18 protein-coding genes are annotated in these 21,574 nt (G+C 51.0%); 2 read left to right on the top strand and 16 right to left on the bottom strand.

What is annotated here, in order from left to right; all coding sequences use genetic code 11:
* The first annotated feature begins 169 nt into the window (after positions 1 to 169).
* Positions 170 to 577 (top strand): hypothetical protein, encoded by a 408-nt coding sequence (locus QW71_RS21410; RefSeq protein ID WP_039303387.1) that lies wholly within the window; start codon positions 170 to 172, stop codon positions 575 to 577.
* A complete protein-coding gene (locus QW71_RS21405; RefSeq protein ID WP_039303384.1) occupies positions 574 to 1,641 on the top strand; it encodes a phosphodiester glycosidase family protein in 1,068 nt (355 codons plus the stop codon). The genes QW71_RS21410 and QW71_RS21405 overlap by 4 nt, the downstream gene beginning before the upstream one ends.
* Positions 1,642 to 1,998: 357 nt before the next feature.
* On the opposite strand, the gene QW71_RS21400 is transcribed toward QW71_RS21405, so the two are convergent.
* The 16 genes from QW71_RS21400 to QW71_RS42020 all read right to left on the bottom strand — a co-directional run bounded on the left by QW71_RS21400 (position 1,999) and on the right by QW71_RS42020 (position 21,542).
* On the bottom strand, positions 1,999 to 2,253 hold the full coding sequence (locus QW71_RS21400; protein ID WP_039303382.1) for an AbrB/MazE/SpoVT family DNA-binding domain-containing protein: 255 nt from the start codon (positions 2,251 to 2,253) through the stop codon (positions 1,999 to 2,001).
* A 175-nt stretch (positions 2,254 to 2,428) separates the two neighbouring features.
* Positions 2,429 to 2,893: a tRNA (uridine(34)/cytosine(34)/5-carboxymethylaminomethyluridine(34)-2'-O)-methyltransferase TrmL gene (gene trmL / locus QW71_RS21395; RefSeq protein ID WP_039303379.1), complete on the bottom strand. Its 465-nt coding sequence runs from the start codon at positions 2,891 to 2,893 to the stop codon at positions 2,429 to 2,431.
* 159 nt (positions 2,894 to 3,052) lie between these two features.
* Positions 3,053 to 4,144, bottom strand: coding sequence for a 3-phosphoserine/phosphohydroxythreonine transaminase (gene serC / locus QW71_RS21390; RefSeq protein WP_039303453.1), 1,092 nt, complete (start codon positions 4,142 to 4,144; stop codon positions 3,053 to 3,055).
* Positions 4,145 to 4,250: 106 nt separating this feature from the next.
* Positions 4,251 to 5,135: a hypothetical protein gene (locus tag QW71_RS21385; RefSeq protein ID WP_039303376.1), complete on the bottom strand. Its 885-nt coding sequence runs from the start codon at positions 5,133 to 5,135 to the stop codon at positions 4,251 to 4,253.
* Positions 5,136 to 5,375: 240 nt separating this feature from the next.
* Positions 5,376 to 8,120 (bottom strand): GH36-type glycosyl hydrolase domain-containing protein, encoded by a 2,745-nt coding sequence (locus QW71_RS21380; protein ID WP_039303373.1) that lies wholly within the window; start codon positions 8,118 to 8,120, stop codon positions 5,376 to 5,378.
* An 848-nt stretch (positions 8,121 to 8,968) separates the two neighbouring features.
* Positions 8,969 to 10,393: a type I glutamate--ammonia ligase gene (gene glnA / locus QW71_RS21375; protein ID WP_039303370.1), complete on the bottom strand. Its 1,425-nt coding sequence runs from the start codon at positions 10,391 to 10,393 to the stop codon at positions 8,969 to 8,971.
* A 282-nt stretch (positions 10,394 to 10,675) separates the two neighbouring features.
* Positions 10,676 to 11,722, bottom strand: a complete 1,047-nt coding sequence (gene aroF / locus QW71_RS21370; RefSeq protein WP_039303367.1) for a 3-deoxy-7-phosphoheptulonate synthase — start codon at positions 11,720 to 11,722, stop codon at positions 10,676 to 10,678.
* A gap of 310 nt (positions 11,723 to 12,032) precedes the next feature.
* A complete protein-coding gene (locus QW71_RS21365; RefSeq protein WP_039303364.1) occupies positions 12,033 to 12,989 on the bottom strand; it encodes a 4-hydroxy-3-methylbut-2-enyl diphosphate reductase in 957 nt (318 codons plus the stop codon).
* 56 nt (positions 12,990 to 13,045) lie between these two features.
* Positions 13,046 to 14,494 (bottom strand): cell wall metabolism sensor histidine kinase WalK, encoded by a 1,449-nt coding sequence (locus QW71_RS21360; protein WP_039303360.1) that lies wholly within the window; start codon positions 14,492 to 14,494, stop codon positions 13,046 to 13,048.
* Position 14,495: 1 nt separating this feature from the next.
* The gene (locus QW71_RS21355) at positions 14,496 to 15,182 is read right to left on the bottom strand and encodes a response regulator transcription factor (protein WP_039303357.1); all 687 of its coding nucleotides are present in this window, start codon (positions 15,180 to 15,182) and stop codon (positions 14,496 to 14,498) included.
* Positions 15,183 to 15,310: 128 nt separating this feature from the next.
* The gene (locus QW71_RS21350; protein WP_039303353.1) at positions 15,311 to 16,969 is read right to left on the bottom strand and encodes a S1C family serine protease; all 1,659 of its coding nucleotides are present in this window, start codon (positions 16,967 to 16,969) and stop codon (positions 15,311 to 15,313) included.
* 448 nt (positions 16,970 to 17,417) lie between these two features.
* The gene (locus QW71_RS21345; protein WP_039303350.1) at positions 17,418 to 18,071 is read right to left on the bottom strand and encodes a response regulator transcription factor; all 654 of its coding nucleotides are present in this window, start codon (positions 18,069 to 18,071) and stop codon (positions 17,418 to 17,420) included.
* Positions 18,068 to 19,138: a sensor histidine kinase gene (locus QW71_RS21340; RefSeq protein ID WP_039303347.1), complete on the bottom strand. Its 1,071-nt coding sequence runs from the start codon at positions 19,136 to 19,138 to the stop codon at positions 18,068 to 18,070. The genes QW71_RS21345 and QW71_RS21340 overlap by 4 nt, the downstream gene beginning before the upstream one ends.
* Complete coding sequence (gene liaF, locus QW71_RS21335) at positions 19,139 to 20,224, bottom strand: cell wall-active antibiotics response protein LiaF (protein WP_039303344.1); 1,086 nt, start codon at positions 20,222 to 20,224, stop codon at positions 19,139 to 19,141. It abuts the gene before it with no gap.
* Between the two features lie 242 nt (positions 20,225 to 20,466).
* A complete protein-coding gene (locus tag QW71_RS40565; protein WP_160311830.1) occupies positions 20,467 to 20,613 on the bottom strand; it encodes a hypothetical protein in 147 nt (48 codons plus the stop codon).
* A 167-nt stretch (positions 20,614 to 20,780) separates the two neighbouring features.
* The gene (locus QW71_RS42020; RefSeq protein WP_039303341.1) at positions 20,781 to 21,542 is read right to left on the bottom strand and encodes a 3D domain-containing protein; all 762 of its coding nucleotides are present in this window, start codon (positions 21,540 to 21,542) and stop codon (positions 20,781 to 20,783) included.
* Positions 21,543 to 21,574 lie beyond the last annotated feature (32 nt).

The following is a 21,574-nucleotide window of genomic DNA, read 5'->3' as shown; positions in this document are numbered from 1 at the left end:
TTTTACCTTGAATACGCCCCTCAGATATTCCAATCTATAGAAATTGTATCGCAGTAGTTTAACAGGATGCAATTACTTTTTCTTGTTTTCACAAGCTCTTTCACTTTTGCGAAAATAGTAAAAGTCTGATAGAATGGGGACTTGAAAAAAAATGGCTTGAGGTGATGAAATGCAACCGCTAGCGGAATCGACCCGGGTACACTCGCGCCGGAGCGCAGAGAGAAGCGGACCTTCCGTAAAATGGTTTCTACTGTTCTGGATTTTGATGATTGCACTCGGCGTTTATGCCGTGTACAGCTACACGAACCATCTGAAAGATCAGGTGCTGAGCGAGCTTGGATCACAAAGCCAGCAGCAGCTTACCGTTTTGAAGACCGATTACGAATCCAAGATCGCCGTCCTGACCGAACAGGTGAAGGAACTGCAGAGCACGGTGCAGACCTTTAATGAATTATTGACCTTCACCAAAGATAACGCCAGCAACAAGACCGACAACAGCAACAAACTGTATACGCAATTAAGCGAGGTCAAGAAGCAGCTGGATGCGCTTAAGAAAGAGATGGATCTGCTCAAATGATGACTCCTGTCAAAAGAGTAAACCGTTTCTTCATGCTCCTGACCGCGCCGTTGTTCGGACTGCTGCTCTGCCTGTGGCTGTATCAGCCGCCGCTCGACCTCAAGCTGGATACCAGACCCTTTACTGCTGTCTCCGGCCCTGTTAGTGAAACCGCTAAGCTTAAGCAGGATCTGGCCGTAGCCAAGAGCTATGCGTCTTACACCATCGATTCGATCAGCGCCAGTGCCCTGCTGTATAAGCAGACCACGAATGCCATGAATGCGCTGGTCAGTACGGCCGCAGCCCAGGCCTCCCGCCCGGAGCGGATCTACAATAACCGGATTACCTCCCGGCTGGGCATACCTGCCGATGTAATTACCAGTGACCGGATTACCATTGAATTGTACCGGCTGAACCCCGGAAACTATAAAGCATACGCGTTAAAGATCAGGCTGAAGGATCCTGCCGCCATGAAGATGAGTCTGGCCGGTGACGGCACTGGCGCATCTGAGACCACCATGCAAGCCGTGAACCGCTATGGTGCATCCGCAGGCATCAATGCCGGCGGGTTCGCCGATCAGAACGGCAAGCGTTATCCGCTGTCTACAACCATTGTCGGCGGCCAGTATTTGTACGGCTTCGAACCCAGCTACAAAGATCTCAGCTTCGTCGGCCTGAATAAGTCCGGGCAGCTGATCGGCGGCAAGTTCAGCAGCCGGGCACAGCTGGATCAGCTGGAGCCCGTTTTTGGCGCCACCTTCGTGCCGGTTCTGCTGAAGAATCACACCAAGACTGTGATCCCGCAGAAATGGCAGCTTACTCCGAAGCGCGCACCGCGCACCGTGATCGGCAACTTCAAGGATGATCAGCTGCTCATTCTGGTGGCCGACGGTTATGACGAGAACGGCAATTCCGGGGCTACTCTGGCAGAGCTTCAGGACAAGCTGTATAACCTTGGCGTCATTGATGCCTACAATCTCGATGGAGGCGGATCTTCCTCGCTGATCTTCCGGGGGAAGGTAATCAATAAGCCTTCTGACGGCAATTTGCGGCGTGTACCGACGAACTTCCTGTTCTTCAAGTAAGTGGCTGGAGTTCGTCAATGCCATAAATCACATTTTCATTTATTTTTGCGGAATGAAAGCGTATAATCAGATTAACGAATAACAGTCACTAACGGAGGTGCACAGCATGTCGTTCTCCCTGACTTTTTGGATCGTGACCCTGGTTTTTCTGCTGTTTCTGGCCGGCATCCTTACTTCTTCCTACAACGACGACAAGACCAAGGGCTTATAAGAGACCGCTGAGCGTTTACAAAAAAAGGAGCACCGCACTGATGTGCGGCGCTCTTTTTGGTGTGAAGAAAAGCCTTTTCCAATCAGCAGCCTGTTACAGGACGCCGTTCAGCGCTTCTCCTATGTAGATAGTAATACTGTTTGCACTTACGCGTGTCTTGGCAATTGAGTCATTTCCGAAAGGCAGCTTGCACAAATATAACGGTCTTTATATTCGCTTACGCCTTCCATACCTCCGCAAAAGACACACTTCGGACGGTAACGCTCCAGAATGATATGGTCGCCCTGAACCAGAATTTCTACAGGGTCGCCTTCATTCATTGAATACCTTTTACGCAGGGACTTAGGCAGAACAATTCTACCCAGCTGATCTACTTTACGTACAACGCCAGCAGGTTTCATATCTAACTTACACTCTCCTGTTCAACTGATAATTAGTAGCTACATAAGATAAACTTAAGAATGAGAACTCCCATTCTTAAGTTCACGTTCTATACTACTTATTTCGGCACTAATTAACTATTTCGTTACTAAAATGTCGAATCCTGCTGAAAAAAATAAAAATTGATGTCAACTTTTAGAAAAGTTGCGGGAAATCCATCTGCCGGAGCGCTTCATAAACAATAATCGCTGCAGAATTAGATAAATTAAGCGATCTTACTGCTTCGCTCATCGGCATGCGCATTCTGGTTTCCTTGCCGGCTTCCAGAATATCTGCGGGCAATCCCTTGGTTTCCTTGCCGAACACAAAGAAATCACCATCCTGAAAGGTGAAATCCGTATAACGCTTCTCCGCCTTTGTGGTGGCGTAGAAGAAGCGGCCCTCCTTATACTTCTCAAGTACTTCACTGAAGGAATCATGATACTCAATGGTTACCGCATGCCAATAATCGAGTCCGGCACGTTTCAGTGTTGCATCATCTGTACGGAAACCGAGGGGACGCACGAGATGGAGATGGGTTCCCGTAGCCGCACAGGTGCGGGCAATATTGCCTGTATTCGCCGGAATTTCCGGTTCTACCAGCACAATGTGTAATGCCATAATTCGGATGCTTCCTCTCTGTAGGGTCCTAAAGACTTACTTGGCCCTGTAATGAATTCTTGATGATGGCTCCAGGTACAGGCGGAGCCCGGAAATCCTGAGCTGCGGGCAAGAAGAAGACCCTCCACCGCCAGGCGGAAGGTCAGGAGCGTTCTTTCATTAACCTTGAGTTTGCTGGAAATGCTTCATGAAATCGGCAAGCGCCTTAACACTCTCATGAGGAACCGCATTATAGATCGAGGCACGCAAGCCTCCAACACTGCGGTGGCCTTTGAGGCCAACGAATCCTTCCGCTTCGGAAGCTTTGATGAACTGCTTCTCCAGCTCCTCCGATTGCATCCGGAACGTTACATTCATAATGGAACGGCTGCCTTCTTCCGCAACTCCGCGGTAGAAGCCGTCACTGCCGTCGATATAGTCATAGAGGAGACCTGCTTTATCACGGTTCTTGGCTTCGGTACCGGCAAGCCCGCCCTGTTCCTCAATCCATTTTAACACTTCATTAACCATATATACAGAGAAGGATGGCGGCGTATTGTAGAGAGAGTTGTTCTTATAATGTGTATCATACCGCAGAATCGTCGGAATATTCGCAGGAGAATTGGAAATCAGCTCTTCCTTGGCGATCACTACAGTGACGCCTGAAGGTCCGAGATTCTTTTGCGCACCTGCATAGATCAGACCAAATTTGTTGATGTCGAAGGAACGGCTCAGTATGTCACTGGACATATCTGCGATCAGCGGAATAGAACCGGCATCCGGATACTCTGCGTATTGTGTCCCTTCAATCGTTTCATTCGAGGTAACATGCAGATATGCGGCATTGTCAGCAGCCTTGATGCTGCCAAGCTCCGGAATCGCCAGGAACTTCTTATCCTCTGAGGATGCGGCAACATGCCCTCCGCCTGCCAGCTTGGCTTCCTTCAGTGCCTTGTCAGCCCAGCTTCCTGTCATGACATAGCTGCCGACCTGGCCTGGAGAGATGAAGTTCATCGGAACCATAGCGAACTGTGTGCTTGCTCCGCCTTGAATGAACAATACCTTGTAGCCTTGCGGATTGCCGAGGAGTGAAAGCAGGCGTTCCTGAGCTTCATTATGCACGGATTCGTATATAGCTCCGCGGTGCGACATCTCCATAATAGACATTCCGCTCTCCCGGAATTCAACAAACTCCGCTTGTGCACGTTCCAATACTGTAAGCGGCAGTGCCGCCGGCCCGGCATTAAAATTGTATGCTCTCTTGCTCAAAATTACTCCCACCCTTTCTCTCCTATGAATATGGATATCGCTATGATAGCAGATAACATTAAACAGCAGCAAGTATAATTATTCACATAGGAGGTAAGCTAGACAGGCTTCAGGAGGCAAAAAATTGATAGCTGCGCTTCCAACCCTTGCTGTGACGCGGTAAAATGGTGATGTCAATAAAAACCTCGGGAGAAATTACATGTTTTTCACCCCATAGAATGATCCGTTCCGCCGTGAAATCCCCGCTCTCCCGGATTCCGGCGCCGCTTGGCTTATGGATGAGCTCCCAATAATGATCAGCCGCCGCGTTCTCCCAGCCCTCCAGCCGGCAATAGAAGGGACGGTCCGGCGCCTCCTTCCATGTAAGACTGTTACCGGACAGGCTCAGCAAATTGTCAGTATATGAGGATTCAGGCGCTGCAATCCGGAGTGTTCCCGGCAGCCTCAGTTCATATTCCCCGCCGACAGCTGCGCCGTTGATTCCGACAAAGTTATGAATATATTCCTCTATGCGCAGCGGCTTCTCTCCTACATTCTCAATCCCGTAGGCAATATCCAGCCGGTCCTCATTCAGCGTAATCGTCTTAGTCAGCCGCATACTGTAGCCCCGGCACTCCATCGGCTGAACGGTGTAAGTGACCGAATGCCTGCTGAGCTCTTGATTTATGGTGAAGGGAATAAGCGGATACTTCCCGAAAAAATCGTATGATTCATCGCTCTGCTTCTGCAGCAGCCCGACCCCGGGCTTCGGGAACCACTCACCGGCAGCGGCATCCTCATAGCCGATTGCCCGGGAAATGGCGAACTCATTGCACAGGCCTATGCCTCCGCTGCCCTGTCCCGGAACCAGACTCTCCGGCACACAAAAGGTATGTCCCCCCTGCTCCAGAGTCACTCCTGTAATAAATCCGCTCCAATCAAACCGGGTGCCGCTATATGCTCCCGGCTCTGCTATCTCCACTGTAAGTATTCCGTTTGATAGAATATGTGCCACTTAATGCCCTTCCTTTCTACTTTCTATGTTTGGCCTATGATCGATCTATGCTTGACCTATGGATTCTAAGCTTACCCGTTACTGCTGTGAATACACAAGCTTTCGGATGCAATTTCTGCAGGTTTCCTGTAGTTACGCTCTAGCCCGCAGCTGCTGCACCGTTTATAGGGCATCTCATATGAAAACGCCCGCTCCCGGCGGACCGGCAGAGCAGGCGTCTTAAATTCCTATCGTCCGGCCTTACGCCAGTTCAACCTCAAGCAGATGGACTTGGCCTTCAGGCAGGGCGCTCAGCAGGCTACGCGAGATCAGAACCCCTTCTGAGACGCGCTGAAGCGTTACCTCAGCCCCGTTCAGCTTCACAGCATGTATTTGGTACTCTCCGTATTCAGCGCTTCCTGAAGCCGTATAGACGACTTTCAGCCCGCGTCCGGCAAAGATAGTTTTGATAGAAGCACGGCCTTCGGCATCAAACTGTTCTTTAACCAGCTTCGGCTGCAGCAGCAGATCGCCCAGCTTGCCTTTGACACCAAATACCTCTGTGACCATTGTCAGCAGCATCCAGCTTGCCGAACCGGTCAGATACGTATACATCCCTCTGCCCTGCTCATTGATATATTCCGGGATACCCGGGTACATCCGGCTGACCTCAAAGTTCGCGCTCAGGCTGTACAGCGAATCAAGTACCTTGCGTCCTTCTTTAACAAATCCGCGTTTATACAGCGCATTCCCGTACATTACAGTCATATGACTGAACATGGCTCCATTCTCTTTGTGGCCAAAAGCGAAGCCGAAGGCACGGCCCAGATTCTGCTGAATGCCGCCGAAATTGCTGTTCAGCCGGTAGCCGATTTTGCCATCGAACAGATTGCGCTCCACCGCCGAGACAATGCTTGAAATCTGCTCCGGTGCAGCAGCATGACCCAGCAGCGGGAAGACCTGCCCAGTCAGCGTCATGCGGGTACCTTCAGTGAACTCACCCTCCACACGTTCCCCGTCATTATTGTAATAGCCGTTGAACCAGCCGTCGCCATGCCCGCTTTCTACCCATTCATTGCGGCGCAGGTGATCGAAGATCCATTCCGCTTTGCGGGCCAGATCCGCTGCAACCTGCTCCAGCTTCAGCTGGACACGGATTCCGCTAACCTTATTCGGTGCTGCGGCATAGTAGCGGTCCAGCAGTCCGTGTTTGGCAGGGATAGATTCATAATCAATAGATTCGCCAAGCGAATCCAGCAGCAGCTTCATTTCTTCCGCAAGCTCCAGGGTATCTCCTCCGGTACGCTCCTTAAGCGTGATCAGCAGCCGGGAGAGATCCAGCAGATTGCTGGCATAGAAGGCTGTGAAGGTTACACTTTCCCCCCGCTGGGCCGCCATATCCAGGCCGTCATTCCAGTCAGCGCCTTCAAGCAGAATATTGTTATGCTCACCCACATTGAAGAATGGAACCAGATTCTGCAGCAGGATATGCTCCAGAATGGTGCCTGTATACACCTCACCTGCTGCAGTCCGCAGGCTGCTGCCGGCTCCGGGCTCCCAGGATGTATCGCGTTCCTTGCAGCGGCTCATGAAGGAATCCCGGAAATAGGTCTGCTCCTGCAGCAGGAAGTCGAGATCACCGCTCTGATCGAGGTACAGCATCGTAGTAAGGAACGGCCATGCGCCGTGATCCATCCAGACGCGGGGAATATTATTACGGTCCGCTATGAACTCACCAGGCTGCTGCCCGATGATCGTTGCATTACTGCCGTCGATTCTGACACCGGCATAATTGTTCAGCAGCAGGCTGCGCACATCAGCAGGCTCCATGATCAGCAGAGCGAGACAGTCCTGCCAGAGATCACGCCAGCCGCGGCCGCCTCTTCCATAGTCATGATAAGGCAGGAAGGAGTTGCCGTACAGTCTGCGCAGCACGGGCTGCAGAGTAACCCATTTCATCCATTCATCAGCGGCATGATCTCCGGTATGGAACTCTACCGTATTCACTTTTTCCTCCCAGAAGGTCTTATTCTCCTCCAATAACGTATCAAAAGCAGCGGTTGAGCCATACTTGGCCATCAAAGCCGGCACGCCGATTCTGTCATTCTCTATCGCAAGTACAACTACATAGGAATGGCTCTGTCCTGGAGCAAGTGTAATCTCTGCAAAACGCAGTCCGCCAAGCGCTTCATACCCTTCCTTGTGTATTCCGCCCCCTTCACCTATCTCCGGAGCCAGATTGCGCACCACCGCTTCCGGCCAGTCCAGACTTCCGCCTTCACCGATGAATTCCTCCTGCACCGGGAAGAAGCCAACCGGCTGTGCTCCGCCTTCCGCAGCACCAAATACCCCGTAAGCGGTATGATTTACCCGGTGCCCGCGTTCGTCGAAGGAAAGCGCCGGCTGTACCTCCACTCCGTAAGCGGAAGTATAAATCCGGTTCAGCAGCGAAGTAACATGACGGTGATCCCGCAGATCATCTGCTGAACGCGCATACAGCGGAATGGCAGCCGTCGGAGTCAGCGTGAGCTCCTTCGTGCCGCTGTTTGTCAACACAACCTTCATCAGCTCTACTTTGTCATTGCCGCAGGGTACGAAGCTCGTGATCTGTGCTCCTAACCCCAGCTCCTTATTGTTGCGGGTCACTTTATGCCATAACAGCCCTGCTTCCAGCAGAGATTCATCAGCACCCTCGCCATATACCGCGGCATTCTGCCGGGCGGAGTCTCCCGTAGCTGACCATGCGCCTTGTCCTTCGATATATACCCAGAAATTGCGGGAAGCGCGGGAATTATGCAGATCCTCCACGGAGAGCGGCGGAGTAAGGAATGTATTATGACCTGAAGTCACCTGACCATGCAGCTTCGGGCTGACCGAGGACATCATGCCCCCCTCATTCACCAGGGGAAAATATAAAAAACTGCTCCGGTCCGGCTGCTCCAGTCTGAAATCCCCATTATTGCCGGTGAAGCTCCAGCCTGATTTTATCTTGTGATCGTGATTCACTGTATTCATCCTCTCTATACTACAAAGATAGATTGCATTTTTAATCGAACTTTCCGAAATCGGTTTCGTTTTTCATTATTACATCGTTATAAATCTTTGTAAAGGTTTTTTTCATGTTCTTTGATGTGCAAAATAGTTACCATAAAAGCTGATATTACAGCCTTTATGTGTATTTCATCAATCACGAAACCACTTTCGTAATCAGTCTTATATTTTATATAAATCCGACTTAAATATAGTACAAACACGCCTGAAATTTCATACATCTGAAATACATACAAAATGTAAGCGTTATATATGATCAAGTTGAGATTTTATAGGATATATTCTATTAAATAACACGAAAAATCACGAAATCACGACCACTCATAAGGCTATGCCAGACTGGACTCTCCACATTCCCTAAGTTAGTGAGTTGGAATGAGAATCCGTTATTTGAACAAATCCGTGGGACTCACTGGCCAAACGGACTCAGATTCACTTAAATAAGCATCTCCCCCTCCTTTCGGTCTCGAATGAACAACATAACGGAATCTCAGTCCGTTTGGGCCCCGTTAGGGGGCTTTTTGACGAAACAGCGTCCTTTCAGTCCGCGTTAGTTACTGGTGATCCTCCGCCCCGGCACGAACAGCAACCCAGCCTTTGCAACCGCCCCGTTTCCGCCAATGCCGCTATCCTACAATCATTTGTGGCCATACCAGTTACTTCCCGTACAGATACAGAATAGCTTGGCACAACTGGGAGGCGGGGCAGGTACAGCTTTGATGTCCAGTACACAACAGAAAAAGCCCCCGGAATCAAATGATCCCGGAGGCTTCTTCATCAAGCTCTATTCAAGTTAGCTTATCTTATACATCAAAGTACAGGGAGTATTCATGCGGATGAACACGAATCGCAACGGCTTGAGCTTCAGAACGTTTCAGAGCGATGTAGTTATCGATGAAGTCCTTAGTGAATACGCCGCCTTCTGTAAGGAACTCGTAGTCAGCTTCCAGAGCGTCAAGTGCTTCGTCCAGTGTACCTGGAACGCTGCGGATCTTCTCTTTGTCTGCATCAGACAATTCGTAGATGTTCTTGTCCAGTGGACCGTAACCCATTTCTTCAGGGTTGATCTTCTTCTTGATTCCGTCCAGACCCGCCATCAGCATTGCGGAGAATGCCAGGTATGGGTTAGCCGTGGAGTCCGGTGTACGGAATTCAATACGACAGCCCTTAGGAGTTACAGCAGCTACCGGGATACGGACAGCAGCGGAACGGTTACCCTTGGAGTAAACCAGGTTGACCGGTGCTTCATAACCAGGAACCAGACGTTTGAACGAGTTGGTGCTTGGGTTAGTCAGCGCGATCAATGCAGGAGCATGATACAGGATACCGCCGATGTAGTGCAGAGCCAGTTCACTCAGGTTAGCATAAGCGCCTTTTTCGTAGAACAAAGGAGCATCGCCGTTGAAAATGGACTGGTGAACGTGCATACCGCTACCGTTATCACCGAACAGCGGTTTTGGCATGAAGGTTGCTACCTTGCCGTATTGACGTGCAGTGTTCTGCACAATGTATTTATAAGTCAGGAGATTATCAGCTGTTTTCTTCAGGGTGTCAAAACGGAAGTTGATTTCCGCCTGGCCTGCAGTCGCCACTTCATGGTGATGGCGTTCGATTTCAAGGCCTGCTTCAGCAAGCAAACGGCACATTTCACTGCGGATATCCTGTTGGGAATCCACTGGAGCTACAGGCACGTATCCGCCTTTAACGCCTACTTTGAATGCCAGGTTGCCGCCTTCGTCTTTACGGCCAGTGTTCCAAGCTGCTTCTTCGGAATCTACGAAGTAGGAAGAGCTGTTCATTCCGCTCTCATAACGAACATCGTCGAAGATGAAGAATTCAGACTCAGGTGCGAAGAATGCTGCTGTACCTACACCGCTGGATTGCAGGAATTCTTCTGCCTTCACAGCGATACCGCGCGGGTCGCGCTCGTAACGTTCGCCATCAGGTGTGAAGATGTCACACATAATGTTAAGCGTTGGGTGAGCTGTAAAAGGATCGATGTATGTAGTGCTTGGATCAGGCATCATTACCATGTCCGACTCTTCAATACCCCGGAACCCTGTAATGGAAGAACCATCAAATGCTACACCATTCTCAAATGTTTCTTCTTCAACTGCGGATGCTGGCAGCGAGATGTGGTGAGCACGTCCACCCAAATCTACAAACCGGAAATCCACCCATTCGATATTGTTCTCCTTGATCGTCTGCAATACTTTTTCAACCGACATGCTTTATTCCTCCCCAAGTTCCGAACATTAGGCCGCTCACAGTATCAAATGTTCTTGTTTTTATTTTTTTGCTGTCGTCATTATAAATCTCAAACCTAACATCGTCAATGCTTATGTCAGGTATTTCTTACGACAATGTAAGATATTCTGACGCTTTGGTGAAAAAACTCATTTCATCCGATTCCCATGTCACCTTTGTCCTATATTCAATAAAAATAGCCCCCTTCCTCCGCCCAAAGCGGGAGAAGAGGGCCTGTAAGAAGCTAATTCGCACTCTGAAATCTAAACTACCGGGGCTGCTTCCAGTGAAGGAGAGAACTTGCGTCCGACAAGCGGCGCCAGCTTCTCAAGATCTCTAAGCAGGCTGTCGAACTGTTCCGGGAACAGAGACTGTACTCCGTCACCTGTCATGGAATTATCAGGGTCGGTGTGCATCTCGATGATCAGACCATTGGCTCCCGCAGCAACTGAAGCCTTGGCCATAGGCGCAACCAGCTCACGGCGTCCGGTGCCATGGCTTGGATCGGAAATCACCGGCAGATGGCTGAGGTTCTGCAGCACAGGAATAGCTGAGAGATCCAGCGTATTGCGTGTGTAGGTTTCAAAAGTCCGGATTCCGCGCTCACATAACATGACATCACGGTTGCCCCCGGCGAGAATGTATTCCGCTGCATTCAGCAGCTCATCGTAAGTCGCACTGAACCCGCGTTTCAGCAGCACGGGACGCCCGCAGGTTCCCAGCTTGCGCAGCAGGTCAAAGTTCTGCATGTTACGTGTGCCGACCTGCAGAATATCCGCATGCTCCGCACAGATATCCACATACTCCGGTGTCATCACTTCCGTGATGGTCAGCAGGCCGTGGCGCTTGCCGGCTTCAGCCATCATCGTAAGACCTTCCACGCCTACACCCTGGAAGCTGTAAGGTCCGGTACGCGGCTTGAAAGCACCGCCGCGCAGCACCTGGCCGCCGGAAGCCTTAACAAGCCGTGCGATTTCATCAATCTGCTCCGGGGATTCCACGGCACAAGGGCCGCCCATAATGACAAGATTCTCTCCGCCGATCTTCACACCGCGGATATCGATAACCGTATCCTCCGGATGGAAATCACGGCTTGCCAGCTTATAAGACTTGGTAATCTTCACGACGTTCTCGACACCCTTCATCTGACGCAGATGCTCGGCCAGCTTCGGCGTCACGCCGCCGACAAGACCGATTACGGTATGATCTGCTCCCCTTGAGAGATGTACCTGCAAGCCTTCTTTTTCAATTACGGCAATAATATCATTTACCTGATCCTGCGGTGTTTGGTTGGATGTAATAACGATCATATTATAGCTCCCCTTTTTGGACACTTATTCTTATAAACGGGTATAATCAATCAAATCTGATACTATCTTGCTACGACGCGTGTACGCTTTTAAGCACTAAAGTGATTTTACCGCAAGTTTCCGTTTCAGTCAACCCCAATAGGATATATATAACAAAACCGCCGGAAGTTAAATCAATAACTCACTCCCTTTATCACGGCACATTCTCGCAGGAGCGGCTAGCGCCCAGGAACGAGAAAAACGGCAGCATACCCGTTTACAGGCCGCACTGCCGCTATACATATTCTATAAGTTCATTTTTGCTATCATGTCAGGTAGCACTCGTACTCTTGTTCTTCACAGGCGGCAGAAGCTTCGCCATGTTCACCGTACGTTTGATCTCCCAGGTCTCGGGGTTCGCTTCGTCATACTGCTCCAGATAATTGATAACTTCCTTGGTAATCGGTGTTGGCGTAGACGCACCTGAGGTTACCCCTACCTTGGTAATACCCTTCAGCCAATCCCTATTCAGCTCAGATACATCTGAGATCCGGTGAGCCGGTACGCCGGCAATTTCTTCCGACACCTGTGCCAGACGGTTAGAGTTATTACTACGCGGATCACCGACAACAATGACCAGCTCACACTGGCCGGCCTGCTCCGCTACCGCTTCCTGGCGGACCTGGGTCGCCATACAGATCTCATTATGGACCTCGGCTCCCGGGAAGGTCTCCAGCAGTTTTTTCATAATATGCTTAATATCCCACTGGCTCATGGTGGTCTGGTTCGTAATTACAATACGCGAGGAAGGAACCGAGAGACCGGCAATTTCATCTTCCTTCTCAATCAGATGGACATGTTCAGGAGCGATCCCCACCGCACCTTCCGGCTCAGGATGACCTTTCTTGCCGATGTAGATAACCTCGTAGCCCTCTTCAACCTTTTCCTTGATAAGGTCATGAGTCTTTGTGACATCCGGACAAGTGGCATCGACTGTGGTCAACCCTTTGGCCCGTGCCATCTTACGCACTTCGGGCGATACACCGTGTGCAGTAAATATCACTGTTCCGCTATCCACTTTATCGAGAATATCCAGACGGTTATGCCCGTCCAGCGTAATGATTCCGTCGTCCTCAAAGGAGTTCGTGACATGGCTGTTATGCACAATCATGCCCAATATATAAATCGGCCGTGGCAAATCAAGATTTTGTGCGGCCTGCCGTGCCATTACCATAGCATCGACGACGCCATAGCAATAGCCCCGGGGAGAAATTTTGATGACTTCCATGATTCACCGCTTTCTGCTGTCAATGACTGCTGTAATAGGAACCGTTTAATTATACCCTATTCCAGCGGCGGGGCAAAGAGAAGCGGCATCCAGATCACAAAAGTCGTCCCTTCACCCTGCCGTGTGACCACCTCTACAGAACCGCCGTGCTCATCAATTATCCATTTGGCGATGGACAGCCCCAGACCGATCCCTTCGGTAATCCCTCTGGATTCATCCGCACGGTAGAAACGGTCAAAGATATGCGGCACTTCGTCCTTATCCATCCCGATTCCGGTATCCGAGATACGGATTCCCACCTGGTTCTGATAAAAGACAGCATCCAGCGTAACCTCACCCGCAGGTGTGTATTTAAAGGCATTATCAATGAAGATGAACAACATCTGCTGCAGATAGTCCTTGTTGCCTAGAATATATTTGCCGTTCAACTGTCCCATTTCGCCCACAGACCACTCCGCCTGACGCGGCAGGAAGGAAGCACGGCGTGCTACTTCGGTCATCATCGGCTCCAGCGCTACCGGCTCTATATCGAAGGTCCGGCCTGTATCCGCTCTGGCCAGAGAGAGCATATCTGCCACCAGCCGGCTCATACGCTTGGATTCATCGGCAATGTCCTTCACCGATTCAATGGAGAGCTGGCGGATTTCCGCCTCTGTCATCCGGCTGTCATCCGGCTCCATCTCCCAGATCTTCTGCAGCAGATCTATGTTGCCCCGTATCGTTGTAAGCGGTGTCCGGAGTTCATGCGAAGCATCGGATACAAAGCGGCGCTGAGTGGCATAAGCCTCCTCCAGCCCTGTGTAGAAGCCCTCCATCCGCCCAAGCATGTTGTTGACCGTATCGATCAGCCGCCCGATCTCATCCTGCGGCCCGTCGTATTCAATGCGCGAGCTCAAATCCGTCCCGGTCTGTATCCCGTTTGCCGCCTCAATAACCTTGCCGATCGGACTCATTGCTTTGCGGGCCAGGAACAGCCCGAAGGTGAAGGCTGCTAGTAAGGTGGCGAAGGAACCGGCAAGCAGAATATTCTTCAGCCTGTTGAGCAAGGTAACTTGTTCTCCTGTATAAACAGCAACCTGGAGAACAGCAAGCATGCTGCTGTTATTAACGTTAACCGGAACTGCTTTCTGATAGATCAGAAAAGGGTTGCCGCCGTAAGAGGCCTGCTGGAATCCTTGCTGGCTATTGAGGCTTTCCTTGGCAGGGATTTTAAATTCCAGATTGATCTCCGTCATATTAGGACTGGGAATCAGCTTGTTCAGATCATAAATGTACATTTGGGCAAACAGGCTTTGACCAGCAGGACCTCCAAGAATGGGCTGCAAGGTGCCGTCATAGTTCAAACCCGTTTTCAGCTGGACCTGATTGGACTGCTCTTTAAGCCGGTCCTTCAAGTCACCGTACGTATTAATATAGACAAACCCGTAGATTAACGCGGACAGGGCCAGCAGCATAATGGCCAGAATCCCTGAATACCAGGCAGTCAGCCGCAAACGTATAGACATATTAGTCACCTCTTAGGATGTAGCCGGCTCCCCGGATCGTTTGAATCAGCCTTTTGCCGCCATTCTCTTCCGTCTTCTGGCGCAGCATTGCAATGTATACCTCCAGCACGTTGGATTCACCGCTGTAATCGTAACCCCAGATCTTATCCATGATCAGATCGCGGGACAGCACCCGCTTCGGGTTCTGCATGAACAGATGCAGCAGTTCAAATTCCTTCGCCGTCAGCTCCAGACGTTTGCCTGCACGCGTCACTTCACGCGAATCTACATCCAGTGTGATATCCTCATAGGAAACCGCCTGGTCCGTGCCTCCGCCCTGCTCACTTTTGCGCCGGAGCAGTGCCCGTACCCGGGCAAGCAGCTCCTCCAGAGCAAACGGCTTCACCAGGTAATCGTCCGCACCCAGATCGAGCCCTTTGACCCGGTGTTCAATCTCATCCTTGGCAGTCAGCATAAGTACCGGAACACTGCTCCCGCCCTCACGCAGACGGCGGCAGACCTCGAACCCGTCCACTTGCGGCATCATTACATCCAGGATAACCACATCCGGATCACTGTTCAGAACAGCACGCAGCCCATCTGCCCCGTTAGCGGCTGTTTTGACATCATACCCTTCAAAAGCAAGCCCGCGGCGCAGCATGGATATAATTTTCTCATCGTCATCAATAATTAAAATATTCGGTCGCATCAAGCAGCCCCCATTGTTCAGTTCATATATCTATATTGTATCATGAATCCGTTTATCCGCATCCGCAGCCTATGCAGCAAAAACGGAAGGGTCTCCCCTTCCGCTGTGCTGCTCACCGTCCGGTGTGTTTATTGCTTCTGAGTTTGAGTCGTGTCAAAATCATTTTTGTTACCGATCGTTACCGGAAGGTCCAGCTTCTTACCGTCACGAACCACATTCAGTGTCACCTGATCGCCAACTTTGAGCGTCTGGATGTAGGTAATCAGATCCTGGCTGGTGGCATAGTTCGTACCGTTCACACCTGTGATGATATCGTAAGGGCGAAGGTCGGCGGTATACGCTGGAGATTTGAAGACAATCTCGGCGACGACGGAGCCTTCTTTGAGGTCAGTACCCATCTGCTTAGCGACTTCATCGGTAATGGTCATCAGCGAAGCGCCAATGAATGGTACCGGTTCTTTCGGAATTTCCTGATTGGCTTCCAGTTTCTCTACAACTTCTTTAATGGTATTGACCGCGATAGCAAAACCGATACCCTGGGAGTCTGTGCTAACCGCCACATTCATCCCGATGACCTGACCGTTCATGTTAAGCAGCGGTCCGCCCGAATTCCCGGGATTAATCGAAGCATCCGTCTGCAGCAAGTTCTTGTAATTGCGTGTGCCGCTTCCGTCTTCTTCATTAATATCAATACTGCGACCCTTGGCACTCAGTACACCTGCTGTAACCGTGTGGTCAAAGCCCTGCGGGTTACCAATCGCTACGACTTCTGAACCTACCTTAATGCTGTCGGAATCACCGAGCGCCACTGTAGGGAAGTCCGTTCCTTCAATTTTGAGCACTGCCAAGTCCAGATCTTTGCTGGAGCCGAGCAATTTCGCTTCATAAGGTTTGGTATTACCGTCAACCGTAACCTGAATGACATCTGCATTATCCACCACATGCTGGTTGGTAAGAATATAACCGTCTGAATTATAAATGAAGCCTGTGCCGATTCCATAAGGAGTAAGCTGGGATGAATCCGAATTGTTTGATTCCGGCTGGGATTCTGAATTGGAGCCGGAGGATCCGCTGCCGCCGAACTGATCACCGAAGAAGAACTGGGAGAACGGATCACTCATATTCGGATTACTGCTGCTTCTGCTGCTTGATTTAACCAGCGTCTCAATTTTGACAACTGCCGGTCCCACCCCATCCACTACGCTGGATACATCACCCGATCCGGTAACCAGTGCTGCTGTGGAAGTGGAAGGCGTAATAGTAGCACTTCCGTTCGCTGTCTTAGCTGCTGCATTCGTAACGGCTGCTGTAACTGCCTGATCGCCTGTGAACCAGTTGCCCCGGTCGGCCATGAACATCGAACCCGATAATACAATCATTCCGGCAAGAAAAGAGATAAGTACCGCCTTGACCGGCTTCTTCGGCTTACGGTTATACTGCCAGCCATTACTTCCCTCAGGAGGGTTACCGCCGCGTCCGCCATTTCCGTCATATCCTGTTGTGCGGAGCGAAGTGCTGTACGGTAAAGGCTTGACCGGCTGCGGAGGTGAAATCTCTACACGTTCCGGCTCCCGGCGGTTGTAATGCTGCGGATCTTCACCATTCATCTCGTCATTGTTCAAGGATTTGAACGGCCCATAAGAATAGTAGTAGGAGGAGCCTGCTTCGGTTGAAGAATTAGTGTTAGTGTTAGTGCTATCTTTACTGTCCCATTCCCGTTCCGGTCCCGGTTCATTATCACGATTGAAGTTGTTCTCACGATTGTAATTGTTTTTGTTATCGTCCATGTTTTCTTTCCTCCCGCGCTTTGCCGCATCCGGCAAAGTGTTATTTGTTTTCTTGTTCTTATTTTGTACTTTAAACCTTAAGGTCACATTAAAAACAATTTAAGCGGAGATAAAAGATATGAACAATTAAAAAAGAATATGAGGGAGAACCGCAGGGAATGTGGTCTGCGAACACCGGGGACAAGCAAATACCCCGGCGTTATAGCGCCGGGGTATTGCAGGTTACCGCTTCGCGCATATGTACAATAGGCATGAATGTTGTACATATTGCAACTTTGCTTCCTAGATAACAGGATGTTAGAGAGAATTGTTGTACGAAATACAAGAATCGTCCCGTTTAGCCGCTTGAACGAGGTGGAATGTTGCCTTTCGTACAACAATTTTCGATTATAGACGAAATATAGAGGAAAATGTTGTATTTTGTGCAGGATTCCCTGGGCTGAAAGAGCTAACTCTGCGCCCAGCCCTTACGGTGGGCGTAGATGGCCAGCTGGGTGCGGTCATCCAGCTCACACTTCATCAGCAGGTTGCTGACATGCGTCTTCACCGTCTTGATGCTGATATGCAGCTCCTCGCCGATATCTTTATTGGTTTTGCCCTCAGCGATCAGCAGCAGCACTTCCTTCTCCCGCTCGGTCAAGCCGGAAGAGTCGCCCTGTACGGTACGCTGGCGGATGCCACGGGTCAGTGCCTGCGAGACATCGCCGGTCATCACCGGCATGCCGCGGTACGCGCCTTGCAGCGCGTAGATCAGTTCCTCTGCCGAGACGGTTTTGAGGACATAGCTGACCGCCCCTGCCTCGATCGCGTCTACAACAAGATCATCCTCCAGGAAGCTGGTGAGGATGACAATTTTGAGACCCGGGAATTCGGCCAGCACTGCGCGCGTTGTCTCCGCCCCGTTCATGACCGGCATCATCAAATCCATCAGCACCAGATCCGGCAGGGCCTCATGCCCCAGTTCACGCAGCATGCCAAGCGCCTTATGCCCGTTCTCTGCCTCACCTATAACTTCAAACATCGGATCAAGCATCAGATATGTTTTGAGACCCATCCGCACCATATCATGATCATCCACCAGCAGCACTTTAATGAGACTCATTCTGTACTCCCCCTATCAGGCTCAGATTCGGCATCAACCGGCTCCGGGATGCCCTGCACAAACTTTGGTATATGTACGCGGATCGTCGTTCCCGCCCCCTTGCGGCTGATAATCTCTACCTGGCCGCCGAGCTTCTCGGCACGCTCGCGCATGGTCGTTAGCCCGTAGGAGCCCTGTTTATGCTGCACCTGCTCGAAGCCCTGACCGTCATCGCTGATGCTCAGCACAACCTGGCGCGGCACCTCGCGCAGCGACAGGCTGACAACCCGTGCTCCGGCATGCTTCACGATGTTCGCCATCGACTCCTGAATAATCAGGAACAGCTGATGCTCAATCGCCTCGGACAGCTCGCCCTGCAGTTCAAGCTCCTTTACCCCCTTGAGCCCGTTCTGGCGGCAGTAATCCGGGAACCACTTCTCCAGCGCCTCGAACAGATTGCGCCCCTCCAGCTCCACCGGACGCAGCTGCGCGATCAATGCCCTCATTTGCTTCTGCGCCATCTGGGACATGCTGATCAGCTGGTCCATGACCGTCTGCCCATGCTCTGCGCTCCGTTCAAGCACTTTAGGCAGCGAAGAAGCGGACATGTGAATCGCAAAAAGCTGCTGGCTCACCGTATCATGCAGATCCCGGGCCATACGCCTCCGCTCTTCCAGTACCGCGCTCTCCGCCGCCTTTTCCTTCTCGATGACTTCCTGTTCACCCAGCTGCTGCAGAAGTTTCATCTTCTTCTCCACAGTATCCATCATAATATTGAATTCGTGATATACCCGGGCAAAAGACTGGTCTTCGCTCTCCGGCATCCGTACGGACAGATTGCCTTTGGCTACCTGCAGCATATTCAGGTCCAGATGGTCGATCCGCCGCTGAATCCGCTGTCCGGCAATATAGCCGATAGTCACTGTGAAGAGCACAATGCCCAGACACAGGTACAGCCACATGCTGGTATCCACCACCCGGATATAGCCCAGGCATGTCCCGGCATACATCAGTCCGGCAGTTACTCCGCCGCTAAGCAGGAAATACACCAGCAGCATCCACTTGGTATTGCTGAAGATCGTCCCCATTTAGCCCACCGTTTTGACTTTAATGTCACCGATGAAGCAGCTGACGTTAATGCGGACTTTTTTACCTGCCTCCTTATAATAAGGCGTTTTGCACTGCACATTGCTCATGAACCCGCTGCGCGACTGCTCAAGCACCTGCATATCACCAATGAACGAGCTGCCGTTAACCGATACACCAAGATTCATATCATCCGGAATATAAACCTTAATATCACCGACAAAAGCGGAAATGTTGATCTTGGTCTCACCGTAAGGAATTTGCGCATTGGTCAGATCCAGCACTGTATCCCCGATAAACTGCGAAATATTGGTTTGTTTTAGCTGGAAATGCTCACGTCCCATATGGACATCGCCGATAAAAGCCGAGCGGTTCGTTGTTTCTTTGTCCTGCCCGGAATCCTGAAACTCCTCATGCCATTCGCCGTGGCGGCGGGCATGGCGTTCCTGACGCTCCTGGCGTCTGCGTTCATGGCGTTCCTGCTTCTCCTGCCACCGGGCATCCGCCGATGAGGAGGATACTCCCTGTTCTCCGTCTTCATCCTCAGTGTCTTTGTGCAGATAATCATTCCAGTCCCGCCCGCCGGCACCGGCAGATTTGCCGAACTTCTGCTCAAACTGCTCATCGAGCGTCGATTCCAGCGGTGCAGGAGGCTTCGTATCCAGCGGGCTTTTGCCCGGTCCCGGCGGATAGAAATTCGGTGGTGCAGGCGGTGCCGGAGGAACCGGCGGCGTTGTACCCCGCGGCTTGAAAATAACAGCTAAACCGCCGCCGATCAGCATAACCGGGATCAGCATTTTGAAGAAATCGCCTGCCGAGAAGTCAAACCATTCTAAATTCCGTCCCAGGAAAAACACACCGATGGCCAGAAAGAAAAATCCGCCAAGTGTTGCAGAGAATCTCGAATGCTCATCGTCCGGGGACAAAAAGCGTTTAACCCCTAATATAATCAGAATAACCGGCCAATACGTAGATATCAGTGAGCCCAGGTTGAAATCAGTGTAGCCCATCTGTCTTAGCAGGAACAGGCCTCCGAGACCGATAAGGATCAGTCCGCCGAGAACCTGGCTGGTGAACCGTCGTTTCATATGTCATTCCCCCCAGTAGTTAGTGTAACTCTTGCTTCTTCACGCTTATAGTCTTAGTCTACAGGAAGAAAGCTGCGGGGAACAGCGGCGTGAGAAGGAAACAGGCCTCAGTCTCCAGACCGAGACGGCTGGAATATTCCGTTAATTGTATGATGCCCATAAAAAAGCTGCCCTTTCAGCCCATAATCCGGACGTGAGAGGACAGCCTTGACGCTTCAAATGCTCATACCGTTACCCCAGCATTACTGCTGCGGTTTTTGTACCGGTTTGGCAAACGTATTACCGCTTTGCTTAGTTGCGCCGTCATTTTCAACGGCAAACTCAGCATTGTATTTTTCATTCGGTGTTTTGTAATTCTCTTGTACCTTTGGTTTCTTGGAATTAGCCACGGAAATCACCTCCCTTTCCCTTCAGTACAGCCCGTCAGAGCTGACGAAAAAGATTATATCGGAAGAGGCAAGTCGCTTTGCCCCAGTCGATATTATGGGAAATGTGACGCCGTATTATGCATGCTTACGTGAAAAATAATTCAAACTCAGTGAGGCCGGTCCGGCCCTTAAATAACCTCTTCCAGCAAATATTGCGGCACTGCATTATAGGTCTGGATTGCATGTCCAAGGCTTTTCAGCATACTCTCCGTGCATTTTCCGTTGCCTCGTTTGATGAGCTGGACGACAACGGTCTTCTTGCCCCATTCCTTATACACCTGCTTGGTGGTGCTGAAGTACAGGTCGATCTTCCGCCCTTTAATCGCCGAACCGGTGTCGGCCACTATAGCATATCCGTAACCCGGTATATATAAAATACTTCCCAAAGGCAGAACTTTCGGGTCTGCAGCAATGGTGGATACGGCATTCTTGTCCCGGCGTACCTTGACACCCGAATACGTAATTCCGTACTGCGGATGCTTCGCGGTCTTGCCTGTGGATTCGTATCCGGCCGTATAGCCGGTCGCTGTTACTTTCATTGAAGTGATGATCTGCTCCGGCGCAGGTGCAGCTACCGGTACCGAATCCGGCTGCTTGGCGGCTGCCTTCGCCTTCGGCTTACTTTCCGGCACACTTGCTGGCTTAGGAGCCTGGACGGTAACCGGCTGTCTTAACCGCGAAGAGCCTCCCAGACGGGATGCAGAACCTGCCTCTTGACGCTGAACCTGAGAATTCGTAGTGACTGCACTAAGTTGTCCTGCAGTGTCTCCCGTCCCTCTTGCCTGTGCCGATTTGCGCGAATAATCCGGGTAGACCCCGGCTGCTGTCAGCAGAAGCACGATGGTGACGAAAAGACACCAAAACCTCTGGTATAAGCCCATTTTGTTCATTAGTTAAACCTCCCCATATAGCGAAGGTTTCC

Source organism: Paenibacillus sp. IHB B 3415 (genome assembly GCF_000802655.2).
Classification (GTDB): Bacteria; Bacillota; Bacilli; order Paenibacillales; family Paenibacillaceae; genus Paenibacillus_AQ; species Paenibacillus_AQ phytohabitans.
This window is presented reverse-complemented; position numbering and strand designations above follow the sequence as displayed.